Annotated in this window: 11 protein-coding genes and 1 pseudogene; all 12 read right to left on the bottom strand. The window is 46.7% G+C overall.

Features of this window, described 5'->3' with window-relative positions; all coding sequences use genetic code 11:
* Positions 1-1602, bottom strand: a complete 1602-nt coding sequence (locus DCW36_RS10035; protein ID WP_114778500.1) for a glycoside hydrolase family 43 protein — start codon at positions 1600-1602, stop codon at positions 1-3.
* A gap of 90 nt (positions 1603-1692) precedes the next feature.
* Positions 1693-2184 (bottom strand): VOC family protein, encoded by a 492-nt coding sequence (locus tag DCW36_RS10030; protein WP_394344803.1) that lies wholly within the window; start codon positions 2182-2184, stop codon positions 1693-1695.
* A 39-nt stretch (positions 2185-2223) separates the two neighbouring features.
* Entirely contained in the window at positions 2224-2463 is a 240-nt protein-coding gene (locus DCW36_RS10025) for a hypothetical protein (RefSeq protein ID WP_128396965.1), read from the bottom strand.
* A 43-nt stretch (positions 2464-2506) separates the two neighbouring features.
* The gene (locus DCW36_RS10020; RefSeq protein ID WP_240676117.1) at positions 2507-3385 is read right to left on the bottom strand and encodes a sialate O-acetylesterase; all 879 of its coding nucleotides are present in this window, start codon (positions 3383-3385) and stop codon (positions 2507-2509) included.
* Between the two features lie 68 nt (positions 3386-3453).
* On the bottom strand, positions 3454-5916 hold the full coding sequence (locus DCW36_RS10015) for a glycoside hydrolase family 95 protein (RefSeq protein ID WP_114778497.1): 2463 nt from the start codon (positions 5914-5916) through the stop codon (positions 3454-3456).
* Positions 5917-6068: 152 nt separating this feature from the next.
* The gene (locus DCW36_RS10010) at positions 6069-8060 is read right to left on the bottom strand and encodes a glycoside hydrolase family 97 protein (protein ID WP_240676116.1); all 1992 of its coding nucleotides are present in this window, start codon (positions 8058-8060) and stop codon (positions 6069-6071) included.
* A complete protein-coding gene (locus DCW36_RS10005; RefSeq protein ID WP_114778495.1) occupies positions 8026-9213 on the bottom strand; it encodes an endo-1,4-beta-xylanase in 1188 nt (395 codons plus the stop codon). Before DCW36_RS10005 ends, DCW36_RS10010 begins: the two co-directional genes overlap by 35 nt.
* Positions 9214-9612: 399 nt before the next feature.
* A complete protein-coding gene (locus DCW36_RS10000; protein ID WP_114778494.1) occupies positions 9613-11079 on the bottom strand; it encodes a glycoside hydrolase family 5 protein in 1467 nt (488 codons plus the stop codon).
* Between the two features lie 55 nt (positions 11080-11134).
* A pseudogene (locus tag DCW36_RS09995) lies at positions 11135-12031 on the bottom strand (alpha/beta hydrolase); the annotation flags it as partial.
* A gap of 380 nt (positions 12032-12411) precedes the next feature.
* The gene (locus tag DCW36_RS09990) at positions 12412-14547 is read right to left on the bottom strand and encodes an endo-1,4-beta-xylanase (protein WP_114778492.1); all 2136 of its coding nucleotides are present in this window, start codon (positions 14545-14547) and stop codon (positions 12412-12414) included.
* A 25-nt stretch (positions 14548-14572) separates the two neighbouring features.
* Positions 14573-15601 carry a DUF5627 domain-containing protein gene (locus DCW36_RS09985; protein ID WP_114778491.1) on the bottom strand — a complete coding sequence of 343 codons (1029 nt, stop codon included), beginning with the start codon at positions 15599-15601 and terminating at the stop codon, positions 14573-14575.
* A 57-nt stretch (positions 15602-15658) separates the two neighbouring features.
* Positions 15659-17449, bottom strand: coding sequence for a RagB/SusD family nutrient uptake outer membrane protein (locus tag DCW36_RS09980; protein ID WP_114778490.1), 1791 nt, complete (start codon positions 17447-17449; stop codon positions 15659-15661).
* Between the last annotated feature and the right edge of the window lie 11 nt (positions 17450-17460).

Raw genomic sequence — 17460 nt, 5'->3', positions numbered from 1 at the left:
TTACTTTGCTTTATAATTCTCCCCTACCGCCTTTACCTCCGTTATCCGGTCTGTTATATGGAAATAGTCAAAATCCACGTAGCCGCCTGGTGTTTTGGTGGCGTAGTTAAACAGCCCGAAGCGGTAGCCCATGAAGTGCGGGATGGTGTAGGCCATCTTCAGTTGGGAGCCTATCTTCGTCCAGGTTTTGCCATCGAGGCTATAGTGGAAGGTGGCCACATCCCGGCGGTTGTTAAAATCACCTTCTGCTTTCAGGTATACCCTTTTCTGTTTAAGCGGCACGCTTTCTTCTACTACCGGACTACCCGATTCGGCGTTCACCATCACGATGGACTTAGCCCCGTTCTCGAACTTCACTCCCACCAGCCCGTACCGTTGCTGCAGCATGGCAAGACCGGCAAAGTCTCCTTCCTTCATATTGGATACATCAATAGCTGTGGAACCGGCGCTTTCAGGTCCGATGGTTCGTTGCGTCAGAGTATTCCGGGCGAGCAAAAAGTCATTGTCGACACGCCCGGTTTTCAGGCGCAGGTAGCCTTTCCGTTGTGTTACGGACCAAAGCTTATTGTCGGGATTGTGGTTCCACTGCCACACCAGCGGCAGTGCCGGTTCTCCTTTTTTGCGGGTAAATTCATCGGGAGCCACAATATTCGGAATCAGCCCTTTGCTGGCCGGCAGGTCAAGCTCATCGGATACCTTGCCATCCACACCCAATACAGGCCAGCCGTCTTCCCATTTCACAGGTACCAGGTACGGGATTCGGCCTACTGCTCCGTAGTCGCGGAAGAGGTAGGCATACCAATCGCCATTCGGCGTGTCAATCAGTCCGCCCTGCGCTACACCTTTATCCTGTAAAGCCACCCTGCCTTCGTAGGGACCAGTTATTTTATCGGCCCGATGCACAATAACGGTGCGCATGCCGCCTTTGGGCCAGGAGATGTTAAACAGGTAATACTTACCGTTTACCTTAAACAGCTGCGAACCTTCGGCAGGAAGGCCCACATTGGGGCCGGATGGTGCCGTTGCGTTTTCGATGAGTACCCGTTCCGTCCCCGGCTTTGTACCCGACAAGTCCTCTTTCAGCTCCACCATGCTGAGTTTGCCCGCTCCCCAAATCATGTAGATGCGGCCGTCATCATCAAAAAACAGCGTGTGGTCGTGCATAGAGGGCCTAAAGGAAATAGCTTTCCAAGGTCCTTTTTCGATGTCCTTTGTCGTATACACGTGTGTTTTACCGGTAGTTTGGGCAAAGGTGCTCACATAGTAGGTGCCGTTGTGGTACCGCAGGCTGCTGGCCCATGACCCTCTGCCGTAGGTGCTTTTCCCGTTTGCAAGTGTCATATCATCCACATCAGTCAGCACATCGTAAGCGTAACCTACCATTTCCCAGTTTACCAGATCTTTCGACTTCATAATCGGCAGGCCCGGGCTCATGTGCATGGTGGTGCTGCTCATATAAAAGGTGTCACCAACCCGTATCATGGCCAGGTCAGGTACATCGGCGTGAATAACGGGATTCTTTGCACCTTGACCTTGTGTAGGCAACGCTATAAAGAGATACACAAGAGTAAGGAATGCGAGTTGAAAGAGTTTTTTAATCATTGTGTTTTTGTTTTCTTTGAAGAATGCTACCGCGGAAAATTGCTATTCTCCTGTGTTCTGACTGAATGTGTCTATTCATGCCGAAAAAGATTATTCCATCGGCCCGATTAATTCTATAAAAGTCCCATCAGGGTCCTGCACCAGCACAAAGTGTGATTTCTGATTTAATGGTGTAGGTGTACTTCCCAGAAATTTAACATTTCTCTCCTTCAGCCTTTCGATGACTGGCTTTAGTGCTTTTACATTAATGGTAATGTACTGCACACCGGTGTTATCCTGGATAAAGTTTTGTGTGGGATGCGTTTCTTTTTTCCCGAAGTTCACCAGTTTCCATTCATTCGCTTCCGGGCTGTTCTCCAGTTTTAAAACGGTTACAGTAGCAGGTACTCCGTTCGACAGACCTGAGCGCCTGGAAAAATCTTCATTAATTTTAAAATCATAGACTTTAACCATACCTATACCGTTCATATAAAAATCTAACGAACGGTCCAGGTCAGACACCACCACACCTAAGCCAATCAGCTTACTGCTAAAGTTGGATTGCGCATGAGAAGCAAAAGTTATTAACAGTGCTGCTAGCAAGAAAGAAAATTTTAGAACGGACTTCTTCATAACCAGTATTTACTTTTGAGCTGAGGTGTTATTAGCCATTTCAGGTGTGACAATCCGGTAATTCCCGCTTAAGTGCATCAGGCTGAACAGGTACAGCAAGCCGTCGTAATAGGGGTCGAAATAGCCGTCGGCATAGGGCAGTTTGGCATTCCAGACTTCGTCCACCAATTTACGGTTCTCTTTGCTGTGACTGGTCCGGTTTACTGCGTTATAAAGTAATAGTACCTCGTATGCTATTAAGACACTCACAAGGCTGCAAGACGCTGTGATGGCTGTGGTAGCCTGAACGGAATTATATCGTCTTTTTATTGACCTGCTTTACCTGTTTACTTTTTTTCCCTTTTGAATTTGAGGCTTCTAACGACAGCATTTTTTCACCGTACCTTTTGCCCAGTTCCCTGTACCCTTCTGCCGTAAAATGCAGGCGATCCGGTAAGCCGGCACAGCCATCCGAAGAGATAACATGTGCGTTCGGGATGACAGTAGGGAGTGTTGCGATAATGGCGTTCATGCTGGCGCAGGCTCCGTTTTCTTCTGCGCCTACTACCTCCCCGGCTAACAGGGGAACGGAATTTGGCGGAAGGTTCAGGTCCTTGAGCAGGTTGTCGTAAACGCCTTTCACTTTTAAAGGCCATTGCGCATCGCCTGTATTTGATTCTCCCTGGTGCAGCAGGATTCCCTTAATCACACCATCCTTCTGTGCCAGCTTTGCCATCTCTACCAGGCGGCCATAGGGATTTTTGTCGTAAGCATTCAGGGCTGTCATCATCCAGTCAGGTGCTGTGGCCACATAGGACTGGTAAGTACCTTTCTCGAACAGCTCTATTTTGCAGCCGCCTACGGCCACGTTAATCACACCTACTTTTACATTTTTTGGTAGGCCGGCCAGCAGGGTTCTGCCAAAGTAATCTGCGGGCGTCAGGCCGGTGTTGCATCGGCTTAAAGGCGGAACAGCAGTATACCACTCCCCTTTCTTTCTACCCAGGTTCGGGCAATCCACTGCTTCCAAAACCCTGAACCGCTTATCCACCCCTGTAGTATCCTGGGGCTCGAATTTGGTATGGCCCTCCATGTTGGATTGCCCGAAGGCCAGGTAAATGTGGAAGTTCTTGTCCTGTGCAAAAACAGCTGTGTTTATCAGAAAAAGTAAAGCAACTAAAGGGAGTCTCATGATGCGTTTCATAATATAATTTTTTAAGACTTGTGAATCATACATTAACTGAGGGTGCAATGCCCTGTTTATTTTTTAAGGCTGATGGTATAAACACCACCTGCTTTGGTGGAAAGGTCGTACTCATAAACTTTTTTAAGCGGAGTACTTTTCATTTCTGCTCCGGATGCTGTTAAGGGTTCTTTTATGTCAGCTACCTGGTAAAAAGTATTCGTATTTGCGCCCTTTGCATTTTTCAGCCCTTTGCCTGTGAGCGGGTAATAGGACCTGATTCTGCAGTTGCCTCCCTGTGAGGACCGGATAGCCACTTCGCCTGGTTTGCTGTCCTCCCATTTCACATCCAATTCAAAACCTCCCCTGGCTTTGATGCCGCTGATGCTGCCTTTCTGCCAGGCGTCCGGTAAAGCTGGTAAAACATGGATGGCGCCGTCGTGGCTTTGCACCAGCATTTCGGCAATTCCAGCCGTGCAGCCAAAGTTGCCGTCAATCTGGAACGGCGGGTGTGCATCAAACAAATTCGGATAGGTACCTCCTTTCTGTCCTCCTTCCGGCTGAATGGAGGGCGTTAACTGGTCCTGGATTAGTTTCAGGGCATGGTTTCCATCGAGCAGGCGTGCCCAGAGGTTTACCTTCCAGCCCATCGACCAGCCCGTAGATTCATCTCCACGAGCCACCAAGGATGTTTTAGCTGCTTCAAACAGCTTAGGATGACGGTAAGGCGATATCTGGTTGGAGGGATAAAGCCCATACAAATGCGACACGTGCCGGTGGTTGTCTTTTGGATTATCCCAGTCGTGCATCCACTCCTGCAGCTGCCCCCACTTGCCTATCTGCATGGGCGGCAATCGTTTGATGCGCTCCTTCAGTTGCGCTGCCAACTCCTTATCCGTATTCAGAATTTCGGCCGCCTTGCTTGTTTTGGTGAACAGGTCGAAAAGCAGCTGATTGTCCATGGTAGTACCAGCCGCTACGGATGAGCCGGGATGAGCCGACGGCGCATTTTCGGGCGAAACCGAGGGAGCCACTACCAGCCATTTATGCTCAGGCTCTTCCACCAGGAAATCCAGGAAAAAACGGGAAGCTTCTTTTAGGATAGGATAAACAGAGGCCAGGAACTTCTTGTCGCCGGAAAACTCGTACTTGTCGAACAGGTGCTGCGAAAGCCAGGCGCCACCCATGGGCCACATGCCCCAGAAAGCGCCATCCACGGGTCCGTTGATGCGCCAGATGTCTGTGTTGTGGTGCAATACCCAGCCCTGGGCGCCGTACATATCCCGGGCTGTCTGGCGACCGGACTCGGAAAGCTCGCGGAGCATCTGCACCAGCGGCTCGTTCAGTTCGGTCAGGTTGGTAATTTCGGACGGCCAGTAGTTCATTTCCGTGTTGATGTTGACGGTATACTTGCTGTCCCATGCCGGTCTCAGCTGATCGTTCCAGATTCCCTGCAGGTTGGCCGGTTGGCCGCCGGGCCTTGAAGAAGAGATTAATAAATACCTGCCAAACTGAAAATACAGCGCTACCAGGTGCGGGTCGTTCCCTTTGCTGAACTGCTCGATGCGTTTATCCGTGGGCAATTTTACGGCATCGGTTGTGCCCAAATCGAGGCTCACCCGGCTGAAATACTTTTTATAATCGGCCACATGGTCTTTGTAAAGCGCCTCATACTTTTTATGCAAGGCTTTTTGCAGGTAGGCATCGGTCCGTTCTCCGGCGTTCCCGCTGATATCCTGGTAGTTATTAAAATTAGAGGCTATGGAAATGAAAATAGTAACGGCATCCGCCTGCTCCACCTGCAAAGCGTTTTCGTCGGCTTTAACCGTTCCCCCGGTGTTCTGAATTTTTGCCTTTGCCTGGAACTGTACCTTGCCCTGCACCCCCTCAAAATCTGATGTTTTCCCTGCCAGTACCAGTTCATCATTTCCTTTTACAGAGACACTGGCATTGGCCGGCCTGTCCATGGTAGCGGAGAAATTCAGCGCACCTGGTTTATCGGCAGCTATCCGCACCACAATAACCTGGTCCGGGAAAGAGGAAAAAACTTCTGTTTTATAGGTTACACCATTCACCCGGTAACGGGAAGATGCCACCGCCTTTTCAATGTCGAGCTCCCGGTAGTAGTCGGTAAAATTTTCGTGGTCTTTGAAGGATAGCTTCAGGTTACCAACCGTCTCGTAGGGCATGCCATGCGACGATTTACTGATGAATTTCTGATTGACTACGTTCTGGGCCTCCGCGTATTTTCCTTCAAAAATCAGCCTTCTTACCTCCGGCAGCGCTTCTTTTGCCTGGGGATTATCGTTACGATTAGGCTGTCCCGCCCATACCGTATTCTCGTTGAGCTGGATAACTTCCCTGGAAGGATTCCCGAATACCATGGCCCCCAGGCGTCCGTTACCTACCGGTAAGGCCTCCACCCACTGACGCGCCGGCTGGTCGTACCATAATTTTAAAGGAGCATTATCCTGCGCAAAACCCTTACCTACTATTGCCAGGCTTCCAATCATAAAGCAAATAATAAAATATCTCATCATGCTTCGGTTTATCTTTGCACCTGCGGGTCCTGCTGCTTTTCTTTAAACTCCACCCAGTCTACCTCTACCTTTTGAATATCTTTACAAACTGCCATAACGAGCATTACTTGCCTTTTTTCGTTCTGCACCTGCCACCACAGCCTCTGCTGCCTCTACCTGGCACTCGTCATGTTGCCTTCTTCTTTATTCACTAAAACAACCCCGCCCTGCGGCTGAATGGTTAGTTTCACTTCGCCCTTTTTATCTACTTTCAGCTTTTTCAGGTAACTGGTTCCATCAGGGTTATCGCCATAAAACTGCAATTCTTTACCTGCCAGCATCGGGAGTTTTATTTTAAGCTGGACAGGTTCCTTCTGGGCATTGATGCCGGCTACATACCACTCCCCCTCATGCTGCCTTGCCAGTACACAATACTTACCCGGATAGCCCTCGAGGAACTGGGTTTCGCTCCAGGTAGTGGGCACCTCTTTCATAAAGTTTATAGCGAAATCAGGTGCGTCCTGCAGATTGTTGGGTGTGAGGGCAAAGAACTGCACCGGGTTCTGGAAAAGCACGGCGGTAGCCAGCTGGAAGGCGTCTGTTGTTCTCCTATGGTTGCCCCCATCGTTGGTGCGGTTGTAGCGCTTGTTTAGTACTACACCACCGAACTCCATGCTGCCCATGGCATTCCGGATAAACGGATGCAGGGTAGCCTGAAACGCTTCCACATCATTGGCATGCTGGCTGAACATCAGGTTCTCCGAAGCAAGCACGGCTTCGCTGCCTACATAGTTCGGGAACATACGCTCCCATCCCCGGGGCAAGGTGGCTCCGTGGAACACGACCATTAACTCATTGTCATCGGCATCGGAAAGGATATCTTCGTACAGGCGCATGGTTTCCTGCTTGTCGCCCCCGAAGAAATCTACTTTGATGCCTTTCACCCCGTTTTTCTTCATCCACTGCATTTCCTTTTTGCGGGCAATGGCGGTGTTCATTTTATTTTTGGGCGTCTGAGGCGCATCGTTTACAGTACCGTTGGAGTTATACCAGAGAAAAACACCCACGCCTTTTGACTTGGCATAGGCAATTAACTCTTCCATGCGCTCGTAGCCAATCTGCTTGTCCCACAAGGCATCTATTAAGATGAATTTATATCCGAGCTTGTTGGCCAGGTCGATGTAGGCTACCTGGTCTTTGTAATTCATGCTGCGGTCCTGCCACATAATCCAGCTCCAGGTGCCTTTGCCGAATTCATATTTTACAGACGGCTCGTACAAGGGTTCTACCACATCAAACGGAATGGTGGTTTCTACAACAGGCTTCAGACTATTGCCCACCGTGATGGTGCGCCAGGGTGTGGTGGCTGGCAGACCGATGGCTGCTCCGGTGCTGCCGAACCCGTTGTTTTCCGTTTGGTCCGGGAACGCGATGGTGTAGGTGCCATCCGATGTAGGGTCGCTCAGGTGGGAGCCGCAGTACAATCCGCGCACACCCGTTTCTGATACCAGCGCCCATTTATCACCTACTCTAAAAAGGCATGGGAAGGTGTAGCCAAGCCCGTTTGCTGAACGGGCCGCAATATCCTGTTCCAGTTTATAGCCCTCTTCATAACTGGGTTTGGTCCGGGCAAAGCCCACCATGGATTTCGACTGCGGCGTAAGAAAGCCTTTTGCTTCCTGCGGGAAATTGAAGCCGGTTGCTTCCTTCTCCACCACCAGCGCCAGCGGCTCTCCGGATTCGGGTAGCTCGTACCGGAAAGCGATGTCGTTATTGCTCACCCTGAACTCAACCTTCAGCGGCTTGCCGTCTTTGTTTTTCAAAGAGCAAACCAGTTTGTTGGCCTCGTAGCGAATGTCGGAGCGCTTGGTCCTATCCATTTTATACACCTGCTCCACTTTTTCCTGCTCCGCACCTACCCAGCTAAGGTCAGAGGCGAAGTTCACCAGGTGGGTGGTCAGGCCTAAAGGCGAATTTTCCAGTACAGACTCTCCTCCGTAAGCTACCCGGTAAAAGGCCTGCCCGTTCTGGAGCAACACTTCTACCTGCAGCTTATTATCCGGGCTGGACACTTTCGCCTGCTGGGCCTGCGCCAGCACCGGGAGGAGCACCAGTAAATAAAGGAAGAGGTTAAATGCTCTGTTTGCGCTTTTTCTTTTCATCATGAGCTGGTTGTTGTTGAGCTGCCTCTATGAGGGCTCTGACTACAGATTTAGGTTGATTATTTCGGTCGAAGAGCAAGGGGTAATCTGTCCGGCCTCTCACAGGAAAGTCGTTTTTCCAGGACTGCGCATCATTTACGCCCCATACCGTTACCCTTTCCATCTTATCCTGATGCTTTAAAAAGAGTTTGAAGAAACTTACGTAGCGGTCGTTAAAGGCCACCGTCACTGAATCAGGAAGCCCGTTGGTATAAGGATTAAACCTTTGCTGGTATTCGAAATTGGTAGCCACATCGGCTCCTACGTTCCGTCTTGGAGAAGGAAGCGCCGAAATGTCCATTTCGGTAACCGAGATTTTCACGCCCAGTTCAGCAAAAGCAAGCAGGCTTTTCTCAAACTCCTCGATGGAGGGGTGGTCTAAACCTAAATGCCCCTGCATGCCGATGCCATGTATGGGCACTCCCTGCTGCTGCAGGTTCTTTACCATGGCTACCACACCATTTCTTCGGCCAGGCAGGGCCATGGAGTAGTCGTTGTACATCAGCTTCGCATTTGGGTCGGCTTCGTGTGCAAACTGGAAGGCCAGTTTCACAAAGTCTTCGCCAATAATTTCGTAAAACTTACTCTTCCGCCAGGACCCATCGTCCATGATGGCCTCGTTCACCACATCCCAGGTGTGGATGCGGCCCTTGTAGCGGCCCACTACGGTGTGGATATGGTTTCTCATCCGCTCAATCAGCACCTCCCGCGATACATCCTTGCCCTCGCTATCACGGAAAAACCAGCGTGGCGCCTGCGAGTGCCAGATGAGCGTGTGCCCGTTGACGTACATGCCATTTTGCTCCCCAAACGCTACAAACTTGTCTGCCTGGTCAAAGTAAAACTGCCCCTCCCGTGGCTGCACTAATCCACTTTTCATGATGTTCTCGGCTACAATGGCGTTAAAATGCTCTTTCACAACCTTTACGGCGGCAGCATCTTCACCTGTAATCTGCTGGGTGTTGAGGGCAGTACCAATGTAAAATTTATCTTTATAGGCATCCTTAAGCGTCAGTACCTGCGATTCCTGCTTTTGTTCCTTCAAGCCGGCGCAACCAAAAATAACAGCGCAAAGAATGGCTGCTATTGAATTATTCACTATTCCTCTTCTCTTCATTTTTTAATCATTTGCTGCTATTCGATTGATGCAGAAAAACTGCTGCACCTGTATTAACTTCCTGTATTAATTATTCCTTAATTACGTTTATGAAATGCCATACCTCAGATTTTATTTTTTCCTAAAACAGCAGCGCTTCCCTGAAACAAACATTAGTAATTTTTTCACAAAACAAATTTACCCATGTCGGCGGTTAGTGTAGCAAAAAGAGTACTACATGTCTTTTGTAGCATGTTACATGTAGCCGAAAAAATGTAACAGATGTTTATCAGGATGTTACATAAGGCCAAAAACAAGCCAGGAAAGACCTTTTTTACCATTTCAGCGTTACTGCACCTGCCACCAGAACCACTGCTCCTGGTTCCGATATAGTTACACGGGGAACAGTGGATTGCTCCCCTATTGTATGAGAAGCTTGCTCCTAAAAGAAAAATTATCACCTGTTATTTCCAGCAAATACATGCCCTGCTCCAGTCCTGTACTGATAAAGCTTTCGCCATACTGCAGTTGCTGCTGCCCGAACACCCGTTTTCCACTTGTGGTGTAAATGGTAATCCTGTAATTTTTAACAAAAGGAGAACGGAGTAAAACTGTAAAATTTCCATTCGTGGCAGGATTTGGAAAAATCTCAAAGGCCTTACTTATTTCATTATCCTTTATGGAAGTCGTATTACAACCAGCTACAGGAACATTGCTGTTGGCGTACTGGGCGAACCACTGCATTACCGGTGCTGCACAAGCTTCCCAATCACCATTGTAGGCCAGACCACCATTGGGATCGCCCTTATCCAGCAGGTTATCGGGGGCCAGCACATTCCAGCTTACATTCCCGGATTGATTGGCGATAAAATTCAGGTTTGCTCCAAATCCTTCCCCTCCTGCTGTTCCGGTTGTTGCCTTGCCCCAGGCGCCATAGCCTTCAGGCGCCCAGTCGGTTTCAGTAATAGCAATGGGAGCAATATCTGCAACCGGTTTTACATGCTCATTCCAAGCTCTTTGAAAAGCTTCGTAGTTCTGAGTACTACCCCAATAACCCGGATACACGTGTACTGCATACCCTATGTTACCACCTGTTATCGGATAGGTGGCATAACCTGCATAATGAGATTGCCAACCTGTGCCTGGTATCCAAAGTATATTATTGGCGCCATTATTCCGGATGATGTCTACCAGTGGTTGAAAAAAGTTTTTCAGAGCAGCAAAATGCGCGAGTCCGGTTTTTCCGTAAACACCATTTGTTCCCAGGATATCGACAGGTTCATTGGCTAACTCAAACATTACATGGTCGACATTCTTTAGCCCTGGGTGCTGCGATAAATAGGTCCAGATGGTTTTAAGATAGGCATGGTAGGCATCATTCACCGCAATACGCTCCGGACAAACGCCTGGTGGGCGCAGAATGACATACATTCCCCTTTCGCGGGCATGGTTTATCAGCGGAATAATAACCTGATCGGTGTAGGTTACCAACCGGTCGTAACTGAACCTGGAGATATCGTTTTCAAAAATTGGAGGCCCGGGCGTGTTGGTCCAATAAGGATCGATGTGAAGCCGGATGTAATTCAGGTACCAGCCATCGTTTGTGTTGGTGAGCCTGTCCATCACTGCTTTGTTATAATTCAGCGCGCCCTGCACATTGTAATTATCCCAGGTGCAATACCGAGAGCTAAACCCATACTGGCAGCCATTAAACCATGGACTTGGCGTAATGGCTATACCGTGCAGCACGACATTATTCCCGCAGTTATCTTTCAGATTACGCCCCTCCACATGCAGTGGCGGCAGGGGCATACCAGGCCAGGCCATCAGTTGCAAAGGGAGTAGCCCCAGTAGCACCGACAGCAATATCAAGTTGAGTTTTTTCAAAGCTTATGGGTTTAAGGTTAGCAAATTACAGTCAGCTGCGTATTTAGCTTTCCTATCTGACATTTGTGGAAGCCGGTATATCCAGGACAGTTATGTTGGAAAACTTAGATTTATCTACAGGCTTAAACAAGAGTTGGGAGAACATGTACAAATCGTTTTTCCACACTTTAAAGTCGTGGCCGCCCGGTTCTACATAAAAAATGTGAGGCACCTTATTTTGGTCCAGGTACTCATGTGTGCGGGTACTGATCCGCATCAGGTTATCCTCAGTTCCACAGGAAATCCAGAGCAGCTGTAATTTCTTTTTGGCTTCTTCCGGATTGGGAAGTAATTTATCCGGTGTCTTCGTATTAGGTGCAGACGAAAAGCCACCTACCCAGGCAAATTTATACAGGTTGCCTAAACCAAAATTCAGGGACTGACCGCCACCCATAGATAAACCTGCAATGGCACGACGTTTCTGATCTTTGTGTACAGGATAATTCGCTTCAATGAAAGGAATAAGGTCGTTAAGCAAATCCTGCTCAAAGGTGGCAAATGCCTGCACTTTGGTGCTATCGAAAATATTACCTACTGCCCGATCGTCTTTCATCGCACGGCCATTGGGCAGCACGACCAGCATGGGTTTGATCTTTCCCTGCGCGTATAGATTATCCAGGATTACTTGGGGCTGGCCATTTCGCAGCCACTCAAATTCATCACCGCCGATGCCGTGCAACAGGTATAAGACCGGGTACTTTTTCTTTTTCGAGTATCCCGGAGGAGTATAAACTACTGCTTTACGCTGTGAGCCAACTGTCTTTGAATTATACGTTACTGTGTCGAGTTGCCCATGTGGGATGCCTGTTTGTAACTTGTCAAACCCTTCTGGAGCTATCTTCTCGTTTTCCTGCGCCCAGGAACTAATTGAGAATAGAACAAAGCTTAGAATAGCAAGGAGTATCTTTTTCATAATTTTTCGGGATTTGTAGTGAGATTAGGAGGATAGGCTAATGATGTCATTTAGAATTTTATTGACGAACACATCATGGATTTACTATTACAATGATTAAAAATCATCCTATTTGAGGAGCAGAGACTATGGTGGCTGGGGCAGCAGAAAAGTTCTAAAGCTCTAGGCTAGCGAAATCTTTTACCTTGATTGGCGAACTAAAACTGATGACAATTTATAAATCTACAGCTCCTGTTACCACACCCACTGCCATAGCTCCGCTATAGCAATGATATTGTTACCCGGTTCAGCAAACACCTAAAAATAAGGGTTAGCAACAAGAACAGATTCGGCGAAAAATTCTATTCTTATTGCTAACCCTTCTAAGTATCAACAAAAAATTATTTAGCTTTCAGGGCATCTGCAAAACCTGAATAAGCAGGCTTTCTGGTAAGGTTTGCGTCAGATGTCCACATGCCAAGCGGATCAGCGGTCGAGGCTGGAGTTGGGTCAGTTGGTCGCCAAACAGTAATACCGTAGCGTTTAGCAGCAGGAATAATCTCCATGTACTTTTCAACCACATACTGATACATCTCTTTCTGAGCGGCATAATGTGCTTCAGTAGCTTGGTTTGCAGCAACACCCAACGCTACTTCAAGCTCAGAAACTTTAATCATTTTGCCGGTAGCTGCTAGCAACTGGAACATCTCCCGGATGGCGTCTTTATTCGAATCAATTCTGATACGCATCTGAGTTGCTATGCCATCCACTTTGGCACCCTGGCTTTCCAGGTATTCCACGTACTTGATAAGTCCTCTGGTTTTATCAAGGTTGCTATGCAGGTTATGATCGCTGATAAAGAGCAGATCACTGGCATTACCATGTTGCCGGGCAAGTTTAAAGGCTTGTACACCATAATCTTTACCTAAATAATCCTGCCAGTAAAACTCATCTGCAGCCATATTAGCTTTACCAATTCCGGTTTTCAGTTCATTCGGGTTAGTATCATCCATCGGGTCTTTCACCACAGTCCATGCTTTCACATAAGGTGCTGCAGTTTTCACCATACCGGAAATCCACTGCTCCATATGCCCGGCAATAATTTCTTTTTTCTCCGAAGGAGTTTTTTCTACGGACGTCGATGTGCCTCCTGTAGTGGCACCTTCCATGGCTAATACAACCTTGTCAATGTAAACCGTCCCAGCAAATTCACCGTAGCTGATTACTAAACGGCTTCTGTCATCTGCATTTATGGTAGTGGCAAGATCTACCTGTTTCCATTCTGTAGTAACACTCACCTGCCCAAAGCCGCTTGAGCTATAATTAGGACTCTGTATTTCAGGTCTTATGATACCTTCTGTAGTTCCTTTTACCCAAAAGCTTAACTTGTAAACTTTTCCATTCTGCAATGCTCCTCCGGGCAATTGATAAAGAGTTTGAACTTCCCAAAAACCACCGGTTTTAGAAGGGTTTGTAACAAAGAAGGCTTTTCCGCCCTGTACACCCTCTCCTGCTGCGGTTACTCCTCTTGTGGAGTTGTTTCCCCAGCCTCCCCAGCCAGTTCCGGTTTCAAAATCGCCCTCATTAACAAGGTTCGTGACTATTTTTTCGCCCTGGGTATTATACACATAAAAGTTTTTAGCATCCAGGTAATAGGTTACATTAGGTTTGTATCCTAAATCAAAATGAAGCTTGATTTTCTCTCCCTGGAAGTCCTTGATCTTAAACCTGATTTCTTTCCAGCTGGTACTGGTAGCAAACGTTTTAGTTGCTTTACCGGTCTTCATCCAGTCTATCTCAGGCGTATTATTAGCTAATCCTTCGAAAGCGATACGCCCCTCTCCCGGTTTATCAGACTTAATATAAGCAACCACTTCGTATTCTTTTCCGGGTACAACGGTAATCTCCGGAGTTACCAGTTGCAGGTCCTGAGGCTGTGATGAACCGGCACCTGATGTAAGCTTTATCGCTTTTCCTGCGCCCATACCTTCAGCATCAACAACAGAAACCCCGCTGGTTGATGTCCAGCCTTGCATCGTTCCAGTACTTAAACCGGAAAGGTTTAACGAGTTAACATACACAGGGGACTCCACAACCAAAGGAGCCAGTAAGCCCTTAAGGTAAGTAGCATTCTGGTTTAAGTGCCAGGTAAGTGCCTGGCCATAAACTGAGGCACCAGCATCTTTTGCTGTACCAAGCAATGTTTCTACATTACCCAGGCTCAGGCTTCCGTTTGCTTGTACAACTGCTCCGTGGTTCATTTCACTTCGCGGCGTAATTTCATCAAAATTCCGGTTGACCAGCCTGTACATTACCCCTTTCTGTACATATTCAGATAGAGCAACCCCCGCCCCTAACTTAAAAGTAGGATTAGCTTCTCTATTGATATAGGTTTTAAGATCGGCGTAGGCATCTATCTCTTCCTGTGCTGCAAAACTTGCCGGTTTCTCTACTTCAAATTCGAGAGGCTCCTGCTCACAAGCTGTCGCCATTGCCAGGCCAGCAACAAAAAGGCATGTTTTATATATATGTTTCATTTTTAGTTACTTTAGCTTTTTTATATCACTGTACTACCGGAGAAAATGTTTCAAATGCAACTCCACGGTTCCTCATCACTAAGGTATCAGTAGATTTTATCTGCATGTTCGCGAAGTCTACAGTATAATTCAGATAAATGGCATCGCGATCGACGTTACCCCAGCTGTTTTTTTCTCCTCTTTTCTCGAACTTGCCGCTACCAGTAACAGTGTATTCAGTTGAATTAGAAGATACTGTAATGTTACCTTGTTCATCAAATGTCAATATTAAATTAACATTGATATTTTTTCCATCTTTATCCTTATAAACTACCGGAAAATCAATTTTACTCAATGATTGAGTAGTCAATTTTACAACTTCATCAAGTTCAACATACTGTTGTTGTCTTACAAGCGTCTGGTCAAGTGAAGTATCTCCGTTCTTACCTTTGATCTCATCTTTACCCCTGCGTAAATAAAATCCATGCCATGGATTAATATATTTTACTGCATATAAAATAAAATCCTTAGGAAGAACACTCCATTCTCCTGCTACACCTCTCTTTGCATTCTGAACCAAAGGTTTACCAGATAAAATTGTATCTGCATTCACAACGTTTGTCATGCGCAGAGGGATAACATAATTATTCTGAAGAGCCAGCGGATCTGCGAAAAATTCAGGAGTAAGTTCTACTTCAACACCACCTATCAGTTTGCCTGCAGGAATAACAATTTTATTGGATGCCAACTTATAGTAGTTACTGGGCATTGCCTTTACTGCAGTTCCATTTTGATCAAACAATATACCTTGGGTAAGTGAATTATCAACCGTAAAGTCTACTGTAACATCTTTTTTATTGTCATACACACCTCCTGTTGTAGCCATTATCTTCACTCTGCGTTGATTGTCAAGTGAAGTATCCACAATATCTTCACCGAGCGTGAGGGTCCGCACAGGGTATTGATAAGCAAAATAGGTTGACTGATACTCGTAATCCGGGAATACCACTTCCTTATTTTCGCAAGAAGTAAGGAAGGCCAGTAAGGCTAAAAAATTAAAGCATATTTTTTTCATCTTTTATAACTTTTTGTTATATGATTATTTAACAGATGTAATAGGTTCTAACCTTCCTTACCACCCGTTGTTTTGTGTTAAAGCATTAAACTTCAGAATTTCGCTATATGGAATTGGGCCATGGTACATATAGTCAGTAAATATCCTTTCCTCAACAATGAATGGCTGGTGGTTTCCATCTACAATCATTACACCCCGAGCCGGAACATTGAGGTTTTCCTTCCACCGACGTAAGTCCCAGAAGCGGAACCCTTCAAAACTCAATTCTAAACGACGCTCATTTCTGATCAGTTCACGCATAGCTTCCTTATTACCTTTAACAGATTCCAGGTAATTATCCGGTTGAGTAATTCCGGCGCGTCTTCTGATTGCAGAAATAACATCATATGCCGAGAATCCAAAAGAACCGGTTCCCATAGGTCCCCACGCTTCGTTAGCTGCTTCTGCATAAGCAAGATATATTTCAGTATACCTGATACGTGGTTGATAACGTCTTTGCTGGGTGGTAGTCTGAGGATTAAGGTTAACATCCGGACGGAGTAACTTCCTTAAATAATAACCTGTTCGTGTAGAGGTTTCTACCCTGTTAAGAGCATCATTATTAGGAGTACCATCTGGATTAGTAAGAGCATCCGCAGCCGTCTCGATTATTGTATTGTTTACTCCTAAGGTACTTCTGTTCACAACAATATATTTTGCCAGACGCGGGTCTCGGCCAGCATAAGGATCTGAAGGATTAAAATTACTGGAAGCATGTGTTATTGGGTAACCATTGCTCATTGGAAATGCGTTCACCAGATTCTGCGTAGGATTTAGACGGCCATTACCAAATAAATCAGGAGGAAACATCTGTCGTTCAAGTGCATTACTTTCACCAATATCCGTTCTCCACAGAATTTCTGGTGGATTAGCTCCGGATGCCAGCCCTGCAAGTTCTGCCGTATTATTATACCAGGTACCGCCATTAGGGGCCAATCCACTTACACCCCCATTAAGCTGTAATACTTCTCCTGCAAATTTTGCAGCATCTTCCCAGGTGGTAGTGTTACCTGCACTATAAGCAGGGCTAGCGGCTAAAAGGGCAGCCTGCGCTCTTATCGCTTTTGCTATACGACCTGACATTCGCTGCCTGGCAAATTCACCAAACACTCGCCTGTAATTATCCAGATCATTTACATCATTTCCAGTTCTATACTTTTCAGGAACCTGGGATATATTAGTTATACTACTGTTCAGATTATAATCTAAAGGAAGAAGTTCTTCGGCCATTTTCACATCGCTGTAAATTTGCTGCATATTCGCTTCGAAGGTATCCCTGGGTTTATTAAAATCTGATTTTGGATCTTCCGGCTCCAGTAAAATAGGCACACCTAGTAATTGGCCATTAGACCATCCTGCATGATTCAGCAACAAATGATACATAAACAGCGCCCGCAGTCCATAGGCTTCCCCTTTCATCCGGTCATTGAACATAGCGCTAGCTTCTTGGTTTTGCGCCCAGTTTACCTTATCAGTCTCTTTTAGCATGAGGTTCAGGTATTGAATGGCTGCTTTCGAGTTTGTCCACTGGTTAAATGGATCCATGTTAGCTGCCCATTGCCCTGTAGCGGCCCTTAAATAGGCGCTGTTTACATCATTACTTACAGCATCATCCGTTGCAACATCATTGAAAGACCATGAGTTTGTTGGGATGCGATTATATGCATTTAGCAGAATTCCCTGCGCAAATATTGGCTCTCCGTACATCCCCTCAATCTCCCGTATGTTTTGGTTTGCAGGTTCGAACAAATCATCGCAACTGCTAAACATTACAGCAACTGTCAAAAAGAATATTATTTTCTTTTTCATTTCTCTTTTTT

Origin of the sequence: Botryobacter ruber (assembly GCF_003347595.2) — a bacterium.
GTDB lineage: Bacteria > Bacteroidota > Bacteroidia > Cytophagales > Hymenobacteraceae > Pontibacter > Pontibacter ruber_A.
Note: the sequence above shows the minus strand (reverse complement) of the source record. Positions and strands in the feature narration are given on the sequence as shown.

What these genes read in the sequence shown, in the direction of transcription:
- DCW36_RS10010 (WP_240676116.1), bottom strand. Translation starts at nt 8,060, where the DNA reads ATGATGAAAAGAAAAAGCGCAAACAGAGCATTTAACCTCTTCCTTTAT.
- DCW36_RS09980 (WP_114778490.1), bottom strand. Translation starts at nt 17,449, where the DNA reads ATGAAAAAGAAAATAATATTCTTTTTGACAGTTGCTGTAATGTTTAGC.
- DCW36_RS10005 (WP_114778495.1), bottom strand. Translation starts at nt 9,213, where the DNA reads ATGAAGAGAAGAGGAATAGTGAATAATTCAATAGCAGCCATTCTTTGC.
- DCW36_RS10020 (WP_240676117.1), bottom strand. Translation starts at nt 3,385, where the DNA reads ATGAGACTCCCTTTAGTTGCTTTACTTTTTCTGATAAACACAGCTGTT.
- DCW36_RS09985 (WP_114778491.1), bottom strand. Translation starts at nt 15,601, where the DNA reads ATGAAAAAAATATGCTTTAATTTTTTAGCCTTACTGGCCTTCCTTACT.
- DCW36_RS10015 (WP_114778497.1), bottom strand. Translation starts at nt 5,916, where the DNA reads ATGATGAGATATTTTATTATTTGCTTTATGATTGGAAGCCTGGCAATA.
- DCW36_RS09990 (WP_114778492.1), bottom strand. Translation starts at nt 14,547, where the DNA reads ATGAAACATATATATAAAACATGCCTTTTTGTTGCTGGCCTGGCAATG.
- DCW36_RS10035 (WP_114778500.1), bottom strand. Translation starts at nt 1,602, where the DNA reads ATGATTAAAAAACTCTTTCAACTCGCATTCCTTACTCTTGTGTATCTC.